This is a genomic window from Jannaschia rubra, assembly GCF_001403735.1.
GTDB classification, from domain to species: Bacteria; Pseudomonadota; Alphaproteobacteria; order Rhodobacterales; family Rhodobacteraceae; genus Jannaschia; species Jannaschia rubra.
On record NZ_CXPG01000020.1, the window covers coordinates 759,939 to 781,969 of the forward strand.

The 22,031-nt window shown below is 63.1% G+C and carries 19 protein-coding genes; 10 read left to right on the plus strand and 9 right to left on the minus strand.

Annotated features, from left to right (window positions below):
- Nucleotides 1–29 precede the first annotated feature (29 nt).
- Nucleotides 30–272: a helix-turn-helix domain-containing protein gene (locus tag JAN5088_RS13375; RefSeq protein ID WP_233489779.1), complete on the minus strand. Its 243-nt coding sequence runs from the start codon at nt 270–272 to the stop codon at nt 30–32.
- A gap of 400 nt (nt 273–672) precedes the next feature.
- Between JAN5088_RS13375 and JAN5088_RS13380 the strand changes: the two genes are divergently transcribed.
- From JAN5088_RS13380 to JAN5088_RS13415, 9 genes are all read left to right on the plus strand, one after another.
- The gene (locus JAN5088_RS13380) at nt 673–2,694 is read left to right on the plus strand and encodes a type I restriction-modification system subunit M (RefSeq protein WP_055683280.1); all 2,022 of its coding nucleotides are present in this window, start codon (nt 673–675) and stop codon (nt 2,692–2,694) included.
- Nucleotides 2,695–2,857: 163 nt separating this feature from the next.
- Nucleotides 2,858–3,766, plus strand: a complete 909-nt coding sequence (locus JAN5088_RS13385; protein ID WP_055683281.1) for an Abi family protein — start codon at nt 2,858–2,860, stop codon at nt 3,764–3,766.
- Nucleotides 3,763–5,070, plus strand: coding sequence for a restriction endonuclease subunit S (locus tag JAN5088_RS13390; protein ID WP_143114976.1), 1,308 nt, complete (start codon nt 3,763–3,765; stop codon nt 5,068–5,070). The genes JAN5088_RS13385 and JAN5088_RS13390 overlap by 4 nt, the downstream gene beginning before the upstream one ends.
- A complete protein-coding gene (locus JAN5088_RS13395) occupies nt 5,067–5,474 on the plus strand; it encodes a hypothetical protein (RefSeq protein WP_055683283.1) in 408 nt (135 codons plus the stop codon). The genes JAN5088_RS13390 and JAN5088_RS13395 overlap by 4 nt, the downstream gene beginning before the upstream one ends.
- 2 nt (nt 5,475–5,476) lie before the next feature.
- Nucleotides 5,477–5,908 carry a hypothetical protein gene (locus tag JAN5088_RS18695; protein WP_143114979.1) on the plus strand — a complete coding sequence of 144 codons (432 nt, stop codon included), beginning with the start codon at nt 5,477–5,479 and terminating at the stop codon, nt 5,906–5,908.
- Nucleotides 5,905–6,966, plus strand: a complete 1,062-nt coding sequence (locus JAN5088_RS13400; RefSeq protein WP_055683284.1) for a restriction endonuclease — start codon at nt 5,905–5,907, stop codon at nt 6,964–6,966. Before JAN5088_RS18695 ends, JAN5088_RS13400 begins: the two co-directional genes overlap by 4 nt.
- 1 nt (nt 6,967) lies before the next feature.
- A complete protein-coding gene (locus tag JAN5088_RS13405; RefSeq protein WP_055683285.1) occupies nt 6,968–9,937 on the plus strand; it encodes a type I restriction endonuclease subunit R in 2,970 nt (989 codons plus the stop codon).
- A gap of 189 nt (nt 9,938–10,126) precedes the next feature.
- Nucleotides 10,127–10,810 (plus strand): hypothetical protein, encoded by a 684-nt coding sequence (locus tag JAN5088_RS13410; protein WP_055683286.1) that lies wholly within the window; start codon nt 10,127–10,129, stop codon nt 10,808–10,810.
- The gene (locus JAN5088_RS13415) at nt 10,795–11,520 is read left to right on the plus strand and encodes a hypothetical protein (protein WP_143114982.1); all 726 of its coding nucleotides are present in this window, start codon (nt 10,795–10,797) and stop codon (nt 11,518–11,520) included. The genes JAN5088_RS13410 and JAN5088_RS13415 overlap by 16 nt, the downstream gene beginning before the upstream one ends.
- Nucleotides 11,521–11,765: 245 nt before the next feature.
- Here the strand turns inward: JAN5088_RS13415 and JAN5088_RS13420 are convergent, their stop codons facing one another.
- From JAN5088_RS13420 to JAN5088_RS13430, 3 genes are all read right to left on the minus strand, one after another.
- Nucleotides 11,766–12,254: a hypothetical protein gene (locus JAN5088_RS13420; protein WP_055683288.1), complete on the minus strand. Its 489-nt coding sequence runs from the start codon at nt 12,252–12,254 to the stop codon at nt 11,766–11,768.
- 77 nt (nt 12,255–12,331) lie between these two features.
- A complete protein-coding gene (gene uvrA / locus JAN5088_RS13425; RefSeq protein ID WP_055683289.1) occupies nt 12,332–15,214 on the minus strand; it encodes an excinuclease ABC subunit UvrA in 2,883 nt (960 codons plus the stop codon).
- 102 nt (nt 15,215–15,316) lie between these two features.
- Nucleotides 15,317–16,474, minus strand: coding sequence for an MFS transporter (locus JAN5088_RS13430; RefSeq protein ID WP_055683290.1), 1,158 nt, complete (start codon nt 16,472–16,474; stop codon nt 15,317–15,319).
- A gap of 169 nt (nt 16,475–16,643) precedes the next feature.
- On the opposite strand from JAN5088_RS13430, the gene JAN5088_RS13435 reads away from it, so the two are divergent.
- Complete coding sequence (locus JAN5088_RS13435; protein ID WP_055683291.1) at nt 16,644–17,222, plus strand: outer membrane protein; 579 nt, start codon at nt 16,644–16,646, stop codon at nt 17,220–17,222.
- Nucleotides 17,223–17,260: 38 nt separating this feature from the next.
- Here JAN5088_RS13435 and lpdA read toward each other — a convergent pair whose 3' ends face one another.
- The 5 genes from lpdA to queA all read right to left on the minus strand — a co-directional run bounded on the left by lpdA (nt 17,261) and on the right by queA (nt 22,022).
- Nucleotides 17,261–18,655 (minus strand): dihydrolipoyl dehydrogenase, encoded by a 1,395-nt coding sequence (gene lpdA, locus JAN5088_RS13440; RefSeq protein ID WP_055683292.1) that lies wholly within the window; start codon nt 18,653–18,655, stop codon nt 17,261–17,263.
- A gap of 73 nt (nt 18,656–18,728) precedes the next feature.
- The gene (locus JAN5088_RS13445) at nt 18,729–18,938 is read right to left on the minus strand and encodes a hypothetical protein (protein ID WP_143114985.1); all 210 of its coding nucleotides are present in this window, start codon (nt 18,936–18,938) and stop codon (nt 18,729–18,731) included.
- 64 nt (nt 18,939–19,002) lie between these two features.
- A complete protein-coding gene (locus JAN5088_RS13450) occupies nt 19,003–19,569 on the minus strand; it encodes a DUF924 family protein (RefSeq protein WP_055683294.1) in 567 nt (188 codons plus the stop codon).
- Nucleotides 19,566–20,846: an MFS transporter gene (locus tag JAN5088_RS13455; RefSeq protein WP_055683295.1), complete on the minus strand. Its 1,281-nt coding sequence runs from the start codon at nt 20,844–20,846 to the stop codon at nt 19,566–19,568. The genes JAN5088_RS13450 and JAN5088_RS13455 overlap by 4 nt, the downstream gene beginning before the upstream one ends.
- 105 nt (nt 20,847–20,951) lie before the next feature.
- Complete coding sequence (gene queA / locus JAN5088_RS13460; protein WP_055683296.1) at nt 20,952–22,022, minus strand: tRNA preQ1(34) S-adenosylmethionine ribosyltransferase-isomerase QueA; 1,071 nt, start codon at nt 22,020–22,022, stop codon at nt 20,952–20,954.
- Nucleotides 22,023–22,031 lie beyond the last annotated feature (9 nt).

Below are 22,031 nucleotides of genomic sequence, written 5' to 3' on the forward strand. Positions count from 1 at the left end.
ATTTCGCTTCCTTTCCCGTTGGCGGGCGCTCACTCGAGATCGAGATCCGCCCTCCGCACGGGGCGGATTCGATGTTCGAAGAGCTCCAGCCATTCGGGATGGATCAGCCAGGATTTCCCGACCTTCGTTCCGTCCAGGTAGATGCGACCTCGCGGAGTGAGACATCCGTCCGCGATGTAGTCGCGGATCGTTCGAGGGCTCCGCTTGAGTTTCCTCGCCACTTCATTGGTCGTCAGATATTCGTCGATCATGAGGTGTTCGTTGTCTTCCATTGGTTCGCTCTCCTTGTTGCAGGGGATTTACGCCCCACAATCGGCGACCAAAGCGAGAAGGAACCGAATTCTGAATTTTCTTGATGAATTGCGCCGGATGCGGCGCGGAACGGTTGCTAATCCTGCAAATCCACGGCTGAATTCTCAGGATTTGCAGGCCTCACCCCATTACGGCCCGTCTCCGGCTGAGTTGTTGCTCGCGTATTCGGTCGCTCGAAACCATTGCGGCACCAAACGGCGCCGTCGGGTCGAAAATTTGGAGAGATTGCCGATATCGCCCAAGGGCGGTCGGAAAATACTGGCGAAATCAGAAGTTTCCATGGAATCGCCTGCACTGAGCTTGTTGCCTCTCCCATGGTCAGGCTGCTACTGAAGGCGAAAACGATAGGCAGAGACAGACATGGCCGACTCCGACATCAAGAGCCTCGGCTCGTTTGTATGGTCGATCGCGGAACTCCTCCGCGGCGACCTGAAGCAGTCGGAGTATGGCAAGGTCGTTCTGCCTTTCGTCGTCCTCCGCCGGCTCGACTGCATCCTTGCGCCAACGAAGGATGCGGTGGTCAGCCTTGCAGAAGACCTCCCCGACGATCTCGACGATTACACACGGGACCTCATGCTGTCTGAGGCGGCCGGCGACGGTATCCGGACCTACAACACGAGCTCGCTGACGTTCCGCGCGATGCGTCAGCAGCAGGCCGGCGACATCCACAAGAACCTCGTCGCCTACATCACGTCCTTCTCACCAGGTGTCCGCGACATCTTCCTGGATAAGTTCCTGTTCACCGATCAGCTCAAGAGGCTGAACGACGCAGGCATCCTCTGGCAGGTCTTCGAAAGGTTCGCACAGATCGACCTGCACCCCAAGTCGGTCTCCAGCACCGAGATGGGCTACCTCTTCGAGGATCTGATCCGCCGGTTCTCTGAGATCTCGAACGAGACCGCGGGTGAACATTTCACGCCTCGAGAGGTCATCCGCCTGATCGTGAAGCTCGTCACCGATCGCGATGCCGACGCGCTGACCGGCTCAGGCATCATCCGCCAGGTCTACGACCCGGCATGCGGAACGGGCGGAATGCTTGCTCTCACCGAGGAGCATCTGCGCCAGTTGAACGACCGGGTGCGGGTCGAACTCTATGGTCAGGAACTGAACCCGGAATCCTACGCGATCTGCAAGTCGGACATGCTGGTGACCGGCCATGATCCCGAGAACATCGCGTTCGGCAACACGCTGACGCAGGATGCGCACAAGGAGCGCAGCTACCACTATATGCTCAGCAATCCGCCCTATGGCGTGGACTGGAAGAAGTATCAGGACCCGATCAGGGAAGAAGCAGAGGCCCTCGGCCATGACGGTCGGTTCGGCGCTGGCCTGCCGCGGATCTCGGACGGACAGCTCCTCTTCCTCCAGCACATGATCTCGAAGATGCGCGACGACGACGCAGGCTCGCGCATCGGCATCGTCATGAACGGCTCTCCCCTCTTCACCGGCGGCGCCGGCTCGGGCGAGAGCGAGATCCGGCGGTGGATGCTCGAGAACGATCTCGTCGAGGCGATCATCTCGCTGCCCACCGACCTCTTCTACAACACCGGCATCCAGACCTACGTCTGGCTCCTTTCGAACCGGAAGGAGCAGAAGCGCCGCGGCAAGGTGCAGCTGATCGACGCCAGCGGAGAGCGTTTCTGGCGCGCGATGCGCAAGTCCCTCGGCTCGAAGAGGCGGGAGATCTCCGAGGAAGCCATCGACGAGGTCGCGCGTATCTACGGCGACATGTTGAACGGCGACGGCGACTGGGCCGAGGTCTCGAAGATCTTCCAGACGACCGACTTCGGCTACCGCGAGATCCGGGTGGAGCGGCCGCTGCGGCTGCGGTTCGAGATCACGAAGGAAGCGATCGAACGGTTGCGGGATCAGAAGCCGATCCAGAAGCTCAATGCGGCGACGGCAGAGGCACTCTGGGCGGCGATCCTGAGCAACATGAACGGTCAGGTCTGGACGGACCGCGTGCCGTTCCTGAAGGCCCTGGACAAGGCGTTGAAGGCCGCCGACCTCAAGGTTGGGGCGCCGGTCAAGAAGGCGATCGTGGCGGCCCTCGGGGAGCGCGACGAAGAAGCAGAGATCTGCCGCGACAAGGACGGTAATCCCGAGTCGGACACCGGTCTTCGCGATCATGAGCTGGTGCCGTTGGACCAGGACTGGAGGGATTATGTCGCGCGCGAGGTCACGCCCTTCGTGCCCGACGCCTGGGTGGACGAGAGCCACCGCGATGCCGCCGACCGCGGCGTCGGCCGCGTTGGCTACGAGATCAATTTTAACCGCTATTTCTACCAGTATGTGCCGCCCCGGCCGCTGGAGGAAATCGACACCGAACTGAGGGCGCTGGAAGTGGAGATCGCAGGTCTCCTGAAGGAGGTCGTCGAGTGATTTCCCGCCTGAGCCGTTCGTTTCCTTATTGCTTCCTTAGGAATCCAGCCCTATATATCGTGTCAACAAGACCCGCCACGCCTCGGACAGAGCTTCGGCTCTGCACTGCGCACCCCGGCGGGTTACTTGTTTCTGAGGGTCTGGTTTCGCGGCGAGGTGCCGCATGAAGTTCGAGAAACCCTCCACATCCATTCCCGATCAGATCGAGCTTCTCCGCCGACGCGGCATGCTGATTGAGGATCAGGGGCGTGCCGAGCACTATCTCCAGTTCATCTCCTACTACCGGCTTCGAGCCTACTGGCTGGCCTTCGAAGTGCCTGCGGCAGAGGATGGGGACCACGCTTTCCGAGAAGGCACGACCTTCGAAAACGTCCTGGGGCTCTATGTCTTTGATCGCCAACTGCGACTCTTGATGCTGGACGCGATCGAGCGGGTCGAGGTGGCAATCCGCGCTCAATGGGCGCACCACATGGCGATGACTCATGGGCCGCACGGCTATCTGGATCAACATCTATACAAGCGTCGCGACCGTCACGGCCAGGCGGTATCACGATTGACGGATGAGTTCACCTATTCTCGCGACACGTTCGCCGAGCACTATCGCGAAAAATACAGCAGTCCGACCCTGCCGCCGATATGGATGACGGCCGAGATCATCTCGTTCGGGCAGCTTTCGAAGTGGCTCTACAACTTGAAGAGGCGCGCTGACCGGAACGCCATCGCACGGCCATTCGGTCTTGACGAACGCATCCTGTGTTCGGTCGCGCACCACGTCAGCTATGTCCGCAACATCTGCGCTCACCATGGAAGGCTCTGGAACAAGCGTTTCACGGTGACGATGCAAGTTCCGGTGAAACCGGCAGCCCTCGGAAAGGCCCTGGAAGAAGCTGACGAGCGGCGGCTGCACAACACGATCGTCATGCTGGATCACATGTTGTCACTGACCGCCCCTGAGTCGGGATGGCTCGGACGGGTGCGCGCGCTCATCGAAGCGACGCCCTTGGCATGGCCGTCAGCAATGGGTTTCCCAGATGGATGGCAGGAGCGAGACGTGTGGAGGGTTGCGGTATGAGCGTTCGCCTGCGGCATCTCGTGGATCTGGCGCCGCGGCCACACCGCCGGCTGCCCGAAGATCTCCCAGTATCGTTTGCCCCTATGGATGCGTTGAAAAACGGGCTGGGGGGTCTCGGCGAAATGGACGTGCGGCCGTGCGGCGATCTTGCCAAGGGCAGCTACAATTTCTTCGCGAACGGCGATATCCTTCTGGCGAAGGTCACACCATGCTTCGAGAACGGGAAAAAGGCCCTGACCGCGGACCTGGAGAACGGCATGGGCTTCGCGACGTCCGAAGTGCATGTCGTCCGACCCAGGCGCGGCAAGATCGACTCCCGCTTTCTCCTGTATCTTTTTTCCTCGGAAGAATTTCGGGCCGAGTGCATGGCGACAATGACCGGCTCCGGGGGGCTACGGCGTGTGAGCGAGTCCGCGATCCTCAACCATAGACCTACGGTAACAGACCCAAAAGCTCAGAAGGCGATCGCAAATTTCCTCGACCGCGAGACCGCCCGCATCCACCAACTCATCGAGAAGAAAGAACGCCTGAGCGTCATCATAGATCTGCGGCGCATCGCTGTGATCACCGCAGCAGTAGGGGGAGATATTGGCCCTGCGGCCAAAGCCATCGATCATAGCACATCAGATCACCAAGCTCGTCTACGTTTCATGCTCGAGGTTGCTCCATCTGCTCAAGAGATCGAGAACCTGACGGCGGAAGATGACGTGACCTTTGCTCCCATGGATTCGCTTTTCGATGGCCTCGGTGGCTTGGACGCCACGAGGTCTCGTCCCTTGGGAGAAGTCTCTTCGGGAAGCTATAACTATTTCCGAAATGGTGACATTCTATTGGCCAAAGTTACGCCTTGTTTTGAGAATGGTAAGAAGGCGTTGGCAGGCAATCTAATCAATGGCGTGGGCTACGCAACATCTGAAGTTCACGTCTTTCGAGCGTCCCCAAACAAACTGGATGCCAGGTTCTTGATCTACCTCCTTTCGTCTGAGGATTTTAGAGCAGAGGGAATGAAGAGCATGACTGGCTCCGGCGGATTAAAACGTGTGGGTGATGCCGCAGTGCTGAACTACCGCCCCAAAATTGGCAATGTAGATTTACAAAGGAAAGTCGCTGACTTCTTAGATGGTGAAATGAGTGCTTTTGAAGCGATAAAAGGGCGAACAAAGGTATCGATAGATAAACTTCAAGAATACCGTGCCGCCCTCATCACCGCAGCAGTTACCGGACAGATCAACATCGCGACCTACGGCCGCCGTGGCACAACCGACCGCGCCCTGGACCGGATCGAAGCGGAGATGGACGCATGAGCGATACGAACCTCCAGAAGTCCGAACTCGTCATCTCGAAAATACTGCAAGTGCTGCTGGAGATGGGACTTCAGCAAGGCAACGTTCTTCAGTTTGACGATGTCGCCCTACCAGACGAATACGAGCCTTTTTTCGATGGCTGTTGTCTCTGGCTGCTCGAGGAAGAAATTGTTCGATGCACGAACATGCACCAGCTTTTGAGTGGATCGGTCGGAATGGTGAACCCGATGATCACGTCGAAAGGATTTGCGCTGCTGGATCAGCCCTTCGCCGGCACCGAAAGCAAGACAAGGGTTGGGCAGGCCGTGAAGGAAGTCGCGGGGGGACAACGCAACTATGCAGGGATAGGAGACCTCGTGGGCGGCATTCTCGGTGGGTTCACGAAGTCTTTGGGGAATGGTTGATCATGGCAGATGCTGACAATGCGAGAGGCATTGAAGAGCTGAAAAGCTTCGTCGAGCATTGGCTCCGGACGCATCCCGGCGTAGAGCCTGTGCCGCCGAAGAAGGCGACGAGCCGTCAGGTTCACCTGACGGTCTGGCGGACACGATCGAAGGGACGACCAATCGGCCTTGAATCTGGTCATGCCGGCATCTTGAATCTGTGGCTGACGAGCATGTCTGTCCCGGCAGATCTGCCGGAGGGTGTCGAGATCACCAAGAAGGTCTGGAAGTCTGATGGTTGGGTGGATGCTGTGCCCGATCCTGCTCGCAAAGGACGCAACGGTGCCAACAGCAACCTGAAACCGTTCGAGGTTTTTAACAGGCGGCCAATCACCAGGTTGGGCCTTCGACGTATCGAGGATGCCAAGATGATCCTCGAGCAGGTGGTCACATGACCCGACTCTGGCTTGTCCGCCTTGGGAAGAACGGCGAGGCCGAACGTCCGGCGCAGGATGACAACATCCTTTCGATCGACTTCGGCATCCGTGAGGACATCACGGACCGGAGGGACCGGGATGCGATCCTCGAAGTTCTGGAACGGGTTCATCCAGGCGCGAAGCTCAACGCCATCAAGAATTACGCCGCCCAGATCAATCAATTCATCAATGTCGCCGAGACTGGGGACTTGGTCGTCACGCCGATGAAGACGACGTCGACGATCTGGATCGGTCGGCTTTCAGGTCCCTACACGGCCGACCCGGAAGGTCGCGTCAATCGGCCGGTCGATTGGCTGAAACAGGACCTTCCGCGTGACAGTTTCAAGCAGGATCTCCTCTATAGCCTCGGCGCCTTCATGACGGTCTGCGAGATCAGCCGGAACAATGCGCTTTCGCGTGTGGAGGAGGTGATCCGGACGGGCTGTGACCCCGGCGACGGTTCGAAGGTGGACCTGAATGCCGGTGGACGTGGAGCCGACAAGCCACCGAACGGCCTCGGCGAGGCCCAGGAAGCGTCCGACCAGCCCGTGAACCTTGACCTGGCGGCACGCGACCAGATCGAACGGCGCATCGCATCGAATTTCACCGGACATGACTTCACGCGCCTCGTTGCTGCGGTCTTGGACGCCCAAGGGTATCGAACCCGTGTGACGCCGCCGGGCCCTGACCAGGGCATCGACATTGTCGCAGGCAGTGGACCTCTCGGCCTTGAGAGCCCGCGTATCGCAGTCCAGGTGAAGTCAGGCAGTTACGTGGTCGAACAACCTGACTTGCAGGGGTTGATCGGCAGTGTCCAGGATACCCAGGCCGACCATGGACTCATCGTCAGCTGGGGAGGCTTCACAGCCCCCGTGCGACGCCGCCTGAACGAGCTCTATTTCCGGGTGCGTCTCTGGAGCCGGGACGAGTTCCTCGACAACCTCCTGAGCGTCTACGAAGCGCTGCCAGAAGGCATCAGGGCGGAATTGCCCCTCAGGCGGGTCTGGACCCTCGTGCTCGACGAGGAGGACAGCTGAGATGACCGGAGCCTACTCCACCCACTCGATTCATCAGGAAGCGGTCGTCGAGGATCATATCGTTGCCCGTCTGGTTGCCGCGCAAGGATACGACGAGCGGTCGCACGACGCTTACGACAAATCGCTCGCAATGGACCGAGAACTGGTGCTGCGCTTCATTCAAACGACGCAGCCCGAGGCATGGGAGCGTCTCGATGAGCACTATGCCGCAAGTGCGGAAGCGGAGTTCTTCAAACGCCTCGAGCAGGCACTGGCTGCCCGTGGCACGCTCCAGGTTCTACGCGACGGGATCAAGCTCGTCCCGAACATCACCTTCAACCTCTGCTTCTTGCGGCCTGCTTCAGGCCTCAACCCCGAACTCGTCGAGCTCTATGAGCGGAATACCCTCTCGGCCATGCGCCAGGTGCGCTACTCGGCGAAGAATGAGAACGCGATTGACATCGTGCTCTTCCTGAACGGCCTGCCGGTCGTGACGATGGAGGTGAAGAACACACCGACCGGTCAGACGGTGCGCCATGCCGAGCGTCAGTATCAGAAGGATCGCTCCCCGGCCGGCGAGCCTCTGCTCACCTTTAAGCGGGGAGCGCTGGTGCACTTCGCGCTCGACCAGACACGCGTTTCGATGACGACCCGGCTCATGAACGGCAAGACGTATTTCCTGCCTTTCAACCGCGGCGACGCCGAAGGCGGCGCCAGCAACGCCGAAATCCCGGGCGAATTCCCGATCGCCTATCTCTATGAGGATCTGCCCGAAGCTTGCGCCGTCCTTTCTCGCGATGTCTTCCTCGACCTTGTCGGCCGGTTCATCCACCTTGAAAAGGGGGAAGGCCGCGAGGTGATGATCTTCCCGAGGTTCCATCAGCTCGACGCCGTCCGCAGCATCCTCGCTGACGCACGGACACATGGGGCTGGGCAGAATTACCTGATCCAGCACTCGGCGGGTTCGGGGAAATCAAACACGATCGCCTGGACGGCTCACCAGATCATCAACCTGCACGATGATATGGATCAGCCGGTCTTCGACACGGCAATCATCGTGACCGATCGGGTGGTGCTCGACCGTCAACTTCAGAACACGGTCGCGAGTTTCGAGAAGACGAAGGGCGTCGTGAAGAAGATCGATGGCACGTCGCGCGATCTGAAGGCTGCGATCCGGAGCGGGGCAAGGATCATCATCACGACAATTCAGAAATTCGGGACCGACCACCTCCAGGAACTTTCCGGGCAATCCGGCCGCCGCTTTGCGGTGATCGTTGACGAGGCACATTCCTCGCAATCCGGCAAGTCGGCGCAAGCCATGACCGACGCGCTGACGCGCGAGGCAAGCGACAGCGACGATGTTGAGGATCTGATCCTTGAATATCAGCGTGCCCGGGGTCCACAAGCGAACATCAGCTTCCTCGCATTCACCGCCACGCCACGAAACGTGACCCTCGAACGGTTCGGGATACCGGGGGCCGACGGGAAGCCGCATCCCTTCCACCTCTACTCCATGCGCCAAGCCATCGAGGAGGGTTTCATCCTCGACGTTCTTCAGAACTACATGACGTATCGCGCCTACTACGAGCTGGAGAAGGCCGTGGAGGATGATCCGGAGTTCGAGAGTCGTCGCGCGCAGCGCAAGGTGGCACGGTTCGCGTCACTCCACCCCACCGCCATCGATCAGAAGGTCGAGGTCATCGTCGAGCACTTTCGCGCACATGTTCAGGGTGAGCTCGACGGGCACGCCAAGGCCATGGTGGTGACGCAGAGCCGCGAGCACGCTTTGCGTTACTGGCGGGGTCTTGGGCGCTATATCGAGAAGCAAGGATACAGTGGCTTGAAGGCACTGGTCGCCTTCTCAGATAGCTTGGAGATCGACGGGGTTCAGTGGACAGAGGCGGAAGCAAACGGTTTTCCGGAGACCGAGCTTCCGCGCCGGTTCGACGGCGACGAATTTCAGATCCTTGTGGTCGCCGAGAAGTATCAGACCGGCTTCGATCAGCCGAAGCTCTGCGCGATGTATGTCGATCGACCGCTCAACGGCCTTCAGTCCGTCCAGACATTGTCGCGGCTCAACCGAACCGCGCCTGGAAAAGATCGCACCTACGTTCTCGACTTCCGCAACACGCAGGAAGAGATCCAGACTGCGTTCAAGCCATTTTTCGAGGTGACACAGCTCGAGGATCGGTCGGACCCGAACCAAATCTACGATCTCTCGCAGCGGATCATGTCGGCGCCCTACATTGATCCCGAGGAGGTGGATAAGTTCTCGCAGCGGTTCTTCTCGGGTCCTTTGGTGGCAGCGGATCGGATCGCACTCGAAGGGTATGTTCGGTTGGCAGTCGAGCGATTTGTGCTGGACGAGGACGAGGCGGCTGAGGAGGAGTTCCGGCAACTCCTGAAGAGCTTCATGCGGTTCTACGTCTTCGTCGCACAGATAATCCGCCTGGAGGACACCGACCTCGAGAAGCTCTACGCCTACGTGTCGTGGCTGGCTCGGCTGCTACCAGCTCGTGACCATCCAGCCGACATCGAGATCACCGAGGACATGCTCAATCTCAAGGCTTTCCGGGTCGATCAAACCGCCGACGGCTCAGTATCTCTGGCTCCAGGTGAGACGGCGACACTCCAGCCGATCACCGAGTTCGGTGCAAACCCATACACTGAGGAGGAAGAACGGTCGCTCTCGGAGATCATCGAGAGCTTCAACGAGCGCCATGGAACGACCTTCTCATCTGAGGACTTTCTGTTTGGCGAGCAGGCCAACCGCGAGCTCCTGGACGGCGACATGATGGAAATGTTGCAGAACAATCCCGCGAACGTCGTCTACGGGGCGTTCTCGCAGGAATTCATGCGCCAGATGATCCGGCAGTTCCAGAAGAGTAGTCAGATGCGCAGCATCGTCATGAGCGATACGAAGGCGCGCGAGCAGCTGACAAAGCATTTCTTCCAGCGTGCACAACGAGTGGCAAGGGAAGCCAGAAACTGATCTTCGGCACACTGGACGAAATGAACATGTCGTCTCGTTCACACGAAAACCCGGAGGGACCGTGCTGACCAATACTCCCCAAGTCATCCCTCGGGGCACCTCGGCTATGGGAGCGGCCGCGTGCCCGTCTCCCGGATGGACGCATCGGTGTGCTGAGAGGGTCGGGCGATCTGGCGTCGAGGCGCGGCTATGACCCCGGCTGCGACTGTGCACGCAAGTGACGACCTCGAATGCCTCGACGAGGCTCTGACGGCAATCGTAGGCGCTATCCTTCAACAGTCGAACCGCGCAGCCGGCACGATCATCGGTGTGGCGGCTTCCAAGCTCGTGGCTGCCGGTGTCATGGCGGGGACATTTGCAGCCATCAGCGCGTTCGGCGTCGCAGGCACTGGCACCGCGATTGCGACGCTGTCGGGCGCCGCAGCCGCGTCTGCGACACTCTACTGGATCGGCTCGAGTATAGGCTTGGGCGTCGCGGCGGGAAGCCTCATGCTAACAGGCGGAGCAATCGCCATCGGCATTCCCGCTGCCATGGCAGCGCGCAAACACATCCTTGGTCGGCGCCGAACCGAGGAAGATCTCGACCCCCACGAGCAGGCCGCACTCTATGCCGCCTTGCGCCTGGCCGCACCCATTCGCGTAGCAAGGTTCAGTGAGACACCAATCACGCCGGTCGAGATGCGACTCTTCGTGCGCGAGGGTCTCGCCCCTTTGGCGACAACCCTGAATCGTATCTATACGGCCAAACCCGAACAACTTGGAGAGACGACATGCCAGGCCCAATCAAGATCCCTGGCCTTCTGGCAGCAGCGACGCTTGCGAGGCGCGCTCCGGCAAATCGAGAACATATCCGCGAGTTGGATGAACGCATAGGACGGCGCAATGCCGCAGTGGTTCTCGCGGTCACGTTCCAGCGCCTGATCGACAATCCTGATCGCGCATGGAGCCCGGAGGAAGCTCTGGTTCTGAATGCCCTCCGTCGGTCTCGGAGCGATCTTGCCGAGGCCAGTGACGCGGATCTTGCGACCTATCTCGGTGGCCTTCAGCCGGACCAGTTGCGCGGCGTTGTTTCGAACGTGAAGGGTATCTACCACGAACTGCTCTTCGAAGCCGCCGAAGACATGGACGGCGATGCCGTGATGGCGGAACTCCCCCAAGCCACGAAGCATCCCGGATCGGACGTGGAATTCACGATGGACGGAGACGTCATTGGTGCCGTGCAACTCAAGGCCGTGGCCTCGCCCCAGCACATCTACGATCATCTGGCTCGTTACCCCGGAATCGACATCCTGGCGACCGAAGAGGTCGCCGACATGATTCCCGGCGTCTCCAGCAGCGGATACAGCAATGTTGCGCTCGAGGCAGAGGTGCGTGAGGTCTTCGGTCTTCTCCCGGGCGACAAGGTGCCGGAAGAACTGCTGGAGGCCGCCTGCGCCTCCACTCTTGTCAGTGCGGCTCTTGCAGCAGGGCAAGCCCTCCGCGCCGGCCATGTCGATCCTCGTGCCCTCAGGGCCGCGATGGGCGACCTCGGCGTCGGTCTGACGACGGCGCTCGCACTCGAAACAATCCTCGGTGGAGCGTAGCGCCGGGATCATCTGCGCCCGACATCGGTGCCCTCACCGCACTTGCCAGCTGGCACAGGTTACGGCACAAAAGCTGTCTCACTGCGGAGTCGGACAGGAATCGCTCCAGGAAAGTATCGCGATTTCAGTGCGTTGAGCTGAAGGCTCCGGCCCCTACCGCCGGAGCCAAAGAATTCCGATCGACGCGCGACTTGTGGACCGGCCCTGCCGTGGCAGGTTGTCCGGTCGGGGCAACGCTCCGCACATCAGTAGTCGAGGCGGTCGAGTTGAATGTCGAGGGCGTCCATCGTTGCCTCCACATCGTCGAAATCGTTGTCGATGAGGGCCTTTTCCACGCGCGCGAAGACGTCGCGATAGGCGCGCAGGTGGTCTGTCATCCGTTGCAGGCGCGCGGCCTGTTCGGGCCGGGCCTTGGCGTCGAGGGCCACGAACCGCTCGCAGAGTTCGACGATCAGGCGGGCGTGGTGGTGGATGAACCGGCGCGCACGGGCCATGTCACGGCCGTCGGACATGACCTCCCGCCGTATGCGTTCCAGGTGGCCGGCCATGTCCCAGAAAATGTCCGCTTCTGGCTGGCCCACTAATTCGGCGCATCGACGCAGGCGCTCGGCGTGACGGCCGAGCAGAAGGCCCGTCTTCACCGCAGGTCCCTGCCCTGTCTGCCGCCGGGCGCTCAGATGCCAGACGATCACCAGCACGATCGACGCGGCCAAGGCGAATATCAGATACCTCATCCGCGCGCCTTCGTCCCAGCCGCACCGTCACCGGGGATCATTCCGGAAAAACGGGGGTAGCGGACCACCGCCCGCCCCTATTCGGCCGCGACCTTGCGGGCCTGCAGCAGCGGCTTGAGATACTGGCCGGTGTGGCTTTCGGGAACTTCGGCAATCTGCTCGGGCGTGCCGGTCGCCACCAGCGTGCCGCCGCCGTCGCCGCCTTCAGGACCGATGTCGATGACGTGATCGGCGGTCTTCACCACGTCGAGGTTGTGTTCGATGACCACCACCGAATTGCCCTGATCCACAAGTTCGTGCAGCACTTCGAGCAGCTTCTTCACGTCGTCGAAATGCAGGCCCGTCGTCGGCTCGTCCAGGATATAGAGCGTGCGTCCCGTGGACCGCTTCGACAGCTCCTTGGACAGTTTCACGCGCTGTGCCTCGCCCCCGGACAGGGTCGTCGCCTGCTGGCCCACGCGGATGTAGCCCAGCCCCACGCGCATCAGCGCATCCATCTTCTCGCGGATCGACGGGACGGCGCGGAAGAAGTCCTGCGCCTCCTCGACGTTCATGTCGAGAACGTCGGCGATGGACTTGCCCTTGAACTTGATCTCCAGCGTCTCGCGGTTGTAGCGCTTGCCCTTGCAGGTCTCGCATTCGACGTAGACGTCGGGCAGGAAGTGCATCTCGATCTTGATGACGCCGTCGCCTTGGCACGCCTCGCACCGCCCGCCCTTGACGTTGAAGCTGAAGCGGCCGGGCTTGTAGCCGCGCGCCTTGGATTCGGGCAGGCCCGCGAACCAGTCGCGGATCGGGGTGAAGGCGCCGACATAGGTCGCGGGGTTCGACCGCGGGGTGCGTCCGATGGGGCGCTGGTCGATGTCGATGACCTTGTCCAGATGCTCCAACCCCTTGATCGTCTCGCAAGGCGCGGGCGTCTGGCGGGCACCGTTCAGCTTCATCGAGGCCGTCTTGAACAGCGTCTCTATGGTGAGCGTCGACTTGCCGCCGCCCGACACGCCGGTGACGGCGACGAACTTGCCAAGCGGATAGTCCACCGTCAGGCCTTTGAGGTTGTTGCCCGTCGCCTTGACCACCGTCACCTTCTTGCCAGTGCCCTTGCGGCGCTTGTTGGGCACCGCGATCTCGCGCCGTCCGGCGAGGTAGTCGCCGGTGATCGAGGCGGGGTTCGCCTCCAGCTCAGCAGGGGTGCCATGGGCCACGACCGTGCCGCCGTGGACGCCGGCGCCGGGTCCGATGTCATAGACATAGTCGGCCTCGCGGATGGCCTCCTCGTCGTGTTCCACCACGATCACGGTATTGCCCTGGTCGCGCAGGTTCTTGAGCGTGGTCAGCAAGCGGTCGTTGTCGCGCTGGTGCAGGCCGATGCTCGGCTCGTCCAGCACATAGAGCACACCCGTCAGGCCGCTGCCGATCTGGCTGGCCAGCCGGATGCGCTGGCTTTCGCCGCCCGACAGCGTGCCCGCGTTTCGGCTGAGCGTGAGGTACTGCAGGCCGACGTTGTTCAGAAACCCCAGACGCTCGCGGATCTCCTTGAGGATGGCGCGCGCGATCTCGTTGTTCTGGCGCGACAGTTGGCCGGGCACGGCCTCGCACCAGTCCAGCGCCTCGCGGATCGACATCTGTACCACCTGGCCCACGTGCAGCCGGTCCTTGGCCGGTCCCGTCACGGGGCCGATCTTCACGGCCAGCGCCTCGGGGCGCAGGCGGTATCCCTCGCAGGCGCCGCAGGGGCGATTGTTCTGGAACCGCTCGAACTCCTCACGGACCCAGGCGCTGTCGGTCTCGCGGTAGCGGCGTTCCATGTTGGGGATGACACCTTCGAAGACGCGCGACACCTCATAGATGCGTCCACCCTCGTCATAGCGGAACTTGATCTTCTCGGTGCCGGAGCCGCGCAGGAACACCTGCTGGATCTTCTCGGGCAGGTCCTTCCACGGCAGCTTCTTGTCGAAACCGTAATGCGCGGCGATGCTGTCGATGGTCTGGGTGAAATAGGGAGATTTCCCCTTGTTCCACGGCGCGATGGCGCCCTTGGCCAACGGCAGCGTCACGTCGGGCACGATCAGCCGCTCGTCGAAGAACAGCTCCATCCCCAACCCGTCGCAGACCGGACACGCACCGAAAGGCGCGTTGAAGGAAAACAGCCGTGGCTCGATCTCAGGGATGGTGAAGCCCGAGACGGGGCAGGCGAACTTCTCGGAGAAGGTGATGCGCTCGGGCTCGCCCTCCTTCGGCGCGGTCTCCAGGATGGCGATGCCGTCGGCCAGGTCGAGCGCGGTGCGGAAGCTGTCGGCCAGCCGCGTTTCCAGCCCCTCGCGTACGACCATGCGATCGACGACGACGTCGATGTCGTGGCGGAACTTCTTGTCAAGCTCGGGCGGCGCATCGAGGTCGTGGAACTCCCCGTTCACCTTGACGCGCTGGAAGCCCTGCTTGCGAAGCTCCAGCATCTCCTTGCGGTATTCGCCCTTGCGGTCGCGCACGATGGGCGCCAGCAGATAGCCGCGCGTCCCCTCCTCCATCGCCATGACGCGGTCGACCATGTCCTGAACCTGTTGCGCGGTGATGGGCAGGCCGGTCGCGGGGGAATAGGGCGTGCCGGCACGTGCGAACAGCAGGCGCATGTAGTCGTAGATCTCGGTCACGGTGCCGACGGTGGACCGGGGGTTCTTGGACGTCGTCTTCTGCTCGATGGAAATGGCGGGGCTGAGGCCGGAGATGTGATCGACGTCGGGCTTCTGCATCATGTCGAGGAACTGGCGCGCATAGGCCGACAGGCTCTCGACATAGCGGCGCTGCCCTTCGGCATAGATCGTATCGAAGGCGAGCGACGACTTGCCCGAGCCGGACAGGCCTGTGATCACGACCAGTTGGTCGCGCGGAATATCGACGTCGATGCCCTTGAGGTTGTGTTCGCGCGCGCCGCGCACCTCGATGAATTTCTGATCGGCCATTCTGCCCCCGGGAAGCGGTCCGCGTCACCATCTAGGAACGGCGGCCGGACTTGCAACGAATCCGAAAGGATTCGATGCGAACATTTACGGAACTTTTACCATTCACCGGGGCCGGGTGCCAGCGTCGATGCGCCCCCCGGCCAGCCGCCGCCCGGTCCAGAGCGCGATGGCCAGCCCCGCGCAGGCCGACGCCGCGGCCGAGCAGATGAGCGTCGTCGTGCCCCATTGCACCCAGACCAGCGCCAGGACCGGCGTGCCCGACACGGTCCCGAGGTTGCCCAATTGCGCAATCGCGCCGGTGGCGAGCGCCCTGTCCTGCGGCGTATCGTTGAGCGCGGGGATCGCGGCGAAGGACGCGCCGGGGATCAGTCCCATGAAGGCCAGTGCCGCCTCGACCGCGCCGGGCAGTCCGAGCGCCGCACCCCCGAGGCCGAGGGCGGTGCCTGCGAAGCCTGCGGCCACGACCGCGTCGGGCCGGAACCGGCGACAAAGCGCGCCCCCGGCGAGCGTCGTCGTCAGCGTGATGAGCGGCAGGACGAAGGCCAGCGATGGGCGGGACAGCGCCTCGGGCAGGATGGCCACGGAGGCCACGAACAGGAAAGTGTAGCAGACGAAACCGAGCGCAGGCGCCACCCGCCGCAGGTGCGAATAGATCGCCGCATGGGTCGCAACGGGGTCGAGCGACACGGCCTGCCGCGGGATGCGCGGGACCCTCCGCCACAGCACGGCGGCCAGAACCAGCATCGCGGCTCCGTGCAACCCGAACAGCAGCGCCAGACCTCCGGTGCCCAGAATGGCAGGAAAGACCTGCGCCGAGATTGCCAGCGACCCGCCGAAGAACAACGCCCAGAGCCCCATGACCAGCGGCCTGTCGCGGTCGGAAGCCGCTGCCGCCATCAGGGGCGGGCCGCCCACGACGAGGGCCAGATGCGACATCCCCTCGACCACGCGGGTCGCCGCGAAAGCCCAGAACGGCATCGGCATCACCTGCACCAGCGATAGCACGCCGCCGAGAACCAGACCCCCGAGGAACGTGCGGCCCGGACCGAAGCCCGCCGCCACCCCGCCCGCCATCGCCCCGAACGCCAGCCCCACGAGGCCCACCAGGGACACCAGCACCGACACCCCCGTCAGCGGACGCGCGAAGGTGCGGGCGACTTCAGGCAGGGTCAGGGCGATCTTGCCGAACTGCGCGGCCGCCAGCAGCCCCGCCAGAAAGACGAGTGCCACGAGAAGCCATTGCGTGCGGTCGGAGGACATGCCCCGCGCTTGCCAGATCGCGCGTGCCCCCGCGACAGGAATCGGCGAGCGTTGCAGGAACGTCACCGAACCAGGGCGCGGGGAGCGCCTCGATTCGCGGTTACTTCCCAGCGATTCGAGCGTGCTGTAAGGCTTGGGTCAGGCAAAACCAAAAAAACGGATTACAGGCATGAAGACCCTTCTCTGCGGCACCGCCGCGCTTCTCATCTGCGCCCTGCCCGCCGTGGCCCAACCCTATGGCGGCGGCTATGGCGACTGGTCAGGCCCTTATGTCGCGGGCACGCTGGCTTATGGGCGCAGTGGCGTATCCACCGACAGCTTCGGACCTGACGTGACGATCACCGACGGGGACCTCGCCTTTTCGCTGGCGGTCGGCCATCAGATCCAGTCAGGCACCTTCGTCTATGGCGGCGAGGCGGCGTACTTCGATTACAAGGCCGATCTGGGTGACTTTGTCGGCGGAGCCACGATCGAGCACGGCCTGCGCCTTTCGGGAAAGTTCGGCTATGACATGGGCCAGGCGCTGGCCTATGGCACCGTGGGTCTGGCGCGCGCCAAGTTCAGCGGGGCGGGCGTGGATTACTACGACAGCGGCGTCGCCCTGGGCGCGGGCATGGACTTCCGGGTGACCGACCGTGTCAACATGGGTGCGGAAGTCGTGCATCACCGCTTCGGCGATATCGCCGACGGCGCGGACATCGACGCCACCGCGACGTCGGTCGGCCTGAAGATGTCCTACGGGTTCTGACGTATCGGGGCCCGCGGTGCGGGCCCCCTTCTCGGCCGTCAGAAGTGGATCGCGCGGCCGTCGGCGTCGAGCACGCTCTCGTGCATCATCTCGGACAGGGTCGGATGCGGGAAGACGGTGTGGGCCAGGTCTTCCTCGGTCGTCTCAAGCTGACGGCCGATGACGTAGCCCTGGATCAGCTCGGTCACCTCGGCGCCGATCATGTGCGCGCCCAGCAATTCGCCCGTCTTCTTGTCGAAGATCGTCTTCACCATCCCCTCCGGTTCACCCAGGGCAATCGCCTTGCCGTTACCGATGAAGGGGAAGTGGCCGACCTTGATCTCGAAGCCAGCCTCCTTGGCCTTGGCCTCGGTCATGCCGACCGACGCGACCTGCGGATGGCAATAGGTACAGCCCGCGATGCTCTCGGGGCGGACCGGATGCACATCGTTCCTACCGGCGATCAGTTCGGCCACCATCACGCCCTCATGGCTGGCCTTGTGGGCGAGCCAGGGAGCGCCGGCGATGTCGCCGATGGCGTAAAGCCCCTCGACCCCGGTGCGGCAGTATTCGTCGGTCACGACGTGGGTGCGGTCGATCTTGACGCCCAGCTCCTCCAACCCCAGCCCCTCGACGTTGCCGACGATGCCGACGGCCGAGATCACGGTGTCGAAGTCATGCGTCTCGGCCTTGCCATCCGATTCGATGGTCGCCACGACCTTGTCGTCCTTCCGATCGAGTGATTTGACGATGGCCTTCTGCAGGATCTTCATTCCCTGCTTCTCGAACTGCTTCTTCGCGAAGGCCGAAATCTCCGCATCCTCCACCGGCAGGATGCGGTCCATCACCTCGACCACGGTCGTCTCGGCGCCCAGCGTGTTGTAGAAGCTGGCGAATTCGATCCCGATGGCGCCCGACCCGATGACCAGCAGCTTTTTGGGCATGTGGGCGGGGACGAGCGCGTGCTTGTAATTCCAGACCCGTTTGCCGTCGGCCTCCAGCCCCGGAAGGTTCCGGGCACGGGCGCCGGTGGCCAGGACGATGTCCTTGGCCTCCAGCTCCTCGGTGCCCTTGTCGGTCTTCACCGAGACCTTGCCCTTGGCCGTGATCTTCGCCTCGCCCATGACCGTGGTGATCTTGTTCTTCTTGAACAGGTGGCCGATGCCCCCCGACAGCTGCTTGGCCACGCCGCGCGACCGCTTGACCACGGCGTCGAGATCGTAGCCGATGCCCTCCGCTTTCAGCCCGAACTCCTTGGCGCGGTGCATCAGGTGGAACACCTCCGACGAGCGCAGCATCGCCTTGGTCGGGATGCAGCCCCAATTGAGGCAGATGCCGCCCAGATGCTCCCGCTCGACGCAGACGACCTTGAGGCCGAGTTGCGCGGCGCGAATGGCGGCGACATAGCCGCCGGGGCCCGCGCCGATCACGATCAGGTCGAATTTCTGGGCCATTGGCCGCCTCCCTCGGAATTGTTCAATACTGAATTACCGTGCTGGCGGCCCGAATGGAACCGGAAAGCGCAGGTCAGCGGTTCGGGGGGCGATGCGCCGCCCGCCATCTGACCCAGCCGCCGAACAGGAACGCAGCACCGATCAGGGCCGCGAAATAGCCCACCGGCACCAACCCGATGGCCAGCCCCGCGACGGGGACGATGAAGGTGAACAGAAGGCCGCCCACAATCAGCACGATCGAGATCCAGGCGACCCACGATCCGGTCAGGTAGTTCGGTCCCATGATGTCCTCCGGCATGAAATCCACATCCCGCAGGAGGTTAGTGCCGGAGAGGCCGCTTTCCAGATCAGGCGGCCCGCAATTCGCGCACCACGGCGCCGTATCCGCCACGGTCCAGGAATGCCTGCTCACCCGGGGAGGACATCCGGCCCAGGGCCTCGTTACGTGGAGGGAAGCGGCCGAAGCGGCGGATGACGGCGCGGTGCGCGCGGGCATGGAGCAGCGTCTCGGAGCCTTCCAGCCGGGTCAGGATAAGGCGGACGGCACGGTGCTGGTCCTGGGTGCTCTCGGAATGTTCGAGCGGCAGGTAGAAAAACTGCCGACCGCGTCCATCGACGAACAGATCCATCCCCTGCCAGATGGCCCGCTTCGCCACGGCGCAGGCGAAGCGGTCGGTCGAAAACGCCTGCCCCTGCCCCCGGAACATGTTGCGCGGAAACTGGTCCGTCAGGATCAAGAGCGCGAGCGCCCCCCGCGCCGTGGTCGTCCAGCCGAGCAGGTTGCGGGCGTTTTCCCACGCTTCGCGGAACCGGTCGCGGATCTTCGCGTCGAGGGCGTCGTCCTGCACGTACCAGTCGTCGGGCGAGCATTCGTCCAGCCAGAACCCGAGGATATGATCCGGTGTCACGTTCATTGCGCAGCCTCCGCAGTCTCGGCCGCCTCCGCGGCCTCGATCGATTCCTCCTCCCAGGCCTCGGCCATGTTGCTGACCGTGACCGGCGTCGTCGCCATCGGCGCCACTGCATAATAGCTTGTCGTGTCGTCGCTGGCTACGGCCGCGCGCTGCGTCATGCGCCATCCCGTATAGAGCCCCAGCAACGCCATCAGGACGCCGATGAAGATGAAGAACCCGCCCGGTCCGACCCGCCCCATCAGCCAGCCGGTGACCAGCGGCCCGCCGATCGCGCCCAGCCCGTTGACGAAAAGGAGCCGGGCCGAGGCGGAGGCCATGTCCTCCGGCTGAAGGTAGTCGTTGGTATAGGCCAGGAGCAGCGCATAGAGCGGATTGGCCATGCCCCCGATCAGGAACGCCGCCACCAGAAGGCCCGGAACGCCGCCGAAATCCGCGATGCCGAGCCCGCAGGCCAGGATGGCGATGACCGAGCCCGCGATGACCAGCTGCCGCCGGTCCATCCGGTCCGACAGCCAGCCGACCGGATACTGCAGGATCAGCCCGCCGGTATAGATGGCCGAGACGAACAGCGCGATCTCCGCCGACGTCAGCCCCGCCGCCGCGCCGAAAACGCCCGCCATCCCGAACAGCGCCGAGAACACCGCCCCCAGGATGAAGATGCCTACGAAGCCCAGCGGCGACGTCTCATAGACAGTGCGGAACGACATCGGCTTCGTCGTCTCGAACGGTGGCACGGGGGTCGCGGCCAGAAGGATGGGCGAGAACGCCAGCGACACCAGCACCGAGACGATGATGAACAGGGTATAATCGCCCGCGTCGCCCAGGGCGAAGATCGCCTGCGCGGCGACGATTCCGACCATCTGCGCGATCATGTAGAGCGACAGCGCCCGGCCCCGCGTCTCGTTCGTGGTGGTGTTGTTGAGCCAGCTTTCCGCGACGATGTAGACGCCGCAAAAGCAGAACCCCAGAAGGATGCGCAGCGCCGTCCAGCTGTAGGGGTCGGTCAGCACCGGATAGAGCAGAAGCCCTGCCGAGGCGAGCGAGCCGAGGAACGCGAAGACGCGCACATGTCCCACCCGCCGGATCATCCCCGGCACCATCTGCGAGCCGAGCAGGAAGCCCGCGAAATAGCCCGACATGACGATGGACATGGCCCCGGTCGAGAACCCCTCGATCGCGCCGCGCACGCCGAGCAGCGTGCCCTGCATCCCGTTCCCGAGCATCAGCAGCGAGATGCCGACCAGCAGTGCCCAGGTATTGCGAAAGACATGGAGCATGGCGGCCTCGAACGGATGCGGATTGAGTCGGCCCGCGCCTACGCCGGGCCGCGCCCCGCGTCCACGCCGAAACCGCCTCACTCGCTCCGAAAGGCAGCGTCGCCCCTAGGGGCGGTCCAGGGCCGACCGATCCGGCAGCAGAAGCGACGCATCGCCATAGCTGAAGAAGCGATACCGTTCCGCGATTGCATGTCGATAGAGCGCCAGCATCCGGTCCCGCCCCATCAGCGCGCTGACCAGCATCAGCAGGGTCGATTGCGGCAGGTGGAAGTTGGTAATGAGGCCGTCGGTCACGCGGAAGTCGTAGCCGGGATAGATGAAGATGTCGGTGTCGCCCCGGAACGGCGCGATCCGCCCGCCCGCCGCCGCGCTCTCAATCAGGCGCAGGGCGGTGGTGCCCACCGGGATGACGCGGCCTCCGGCGCGCTTCGTCGCCGCGATGGCTTCGGCGGCGGCGGGCGTCACCTCGCCCCATTCGGCGTGCATCCGATGGGTGGTCACGTCCTCGACCTTGACGGGCAGGAAGGTGCCCGCTCCAACGTGCAGCGTCACCTCGGTGAACTCGACGCCCATGGCGCGCAGCTTCTCCAGCATGGGTGCATCAAAATGCAGGCTGGCCGTGGGGGCCGCGACCGCACCTGAATGGCGCGCCCAGACGGTCTGATAATCATCCATGTCCTGCGCGTCAGGCGGACGCTTCGCGGCGATGTAGGGCGGCAAGGGCATCTGGCCCGCAGCCTGAAGAACGTCGTGCAAGTCCTTGGGCTCGCAGTTGAATGCAATGCCCGCGTCAGCCTCGGTCCGGTCGGTCACTCGCGCGGTATGACCGGCGGCCAGCTCCAGCCGGTCGTCTGCGCGCAGCTTCCGAAGCGGCCGTGCCAGCGCGCGCCAGGTGCCGTCGGCCCGCGGCGCGGTCAGCGTCAGCTCGACACGCGCGCGGCCGGTGCCGTCGCTGCTGTCGCGCACACGGATGGCGGGCAGGCGTGCGGGGATGACGCGGGTATCGTTGAGCACCAGCCGGTCGCCAGGGCGCAGCCAGCGGATCAGATCGGTGAAGACGGCGTCCGTCGTCCGCCCGCCTTCTGCCACCAGCAGGCGCGACGACGAGCGGGGTCGTGCGGGGCGCGTGGCGATCAGGTCGTCAGGCAGGTCGAAGTCGAAATCGCTGAGTTGCATGGCCGCGCC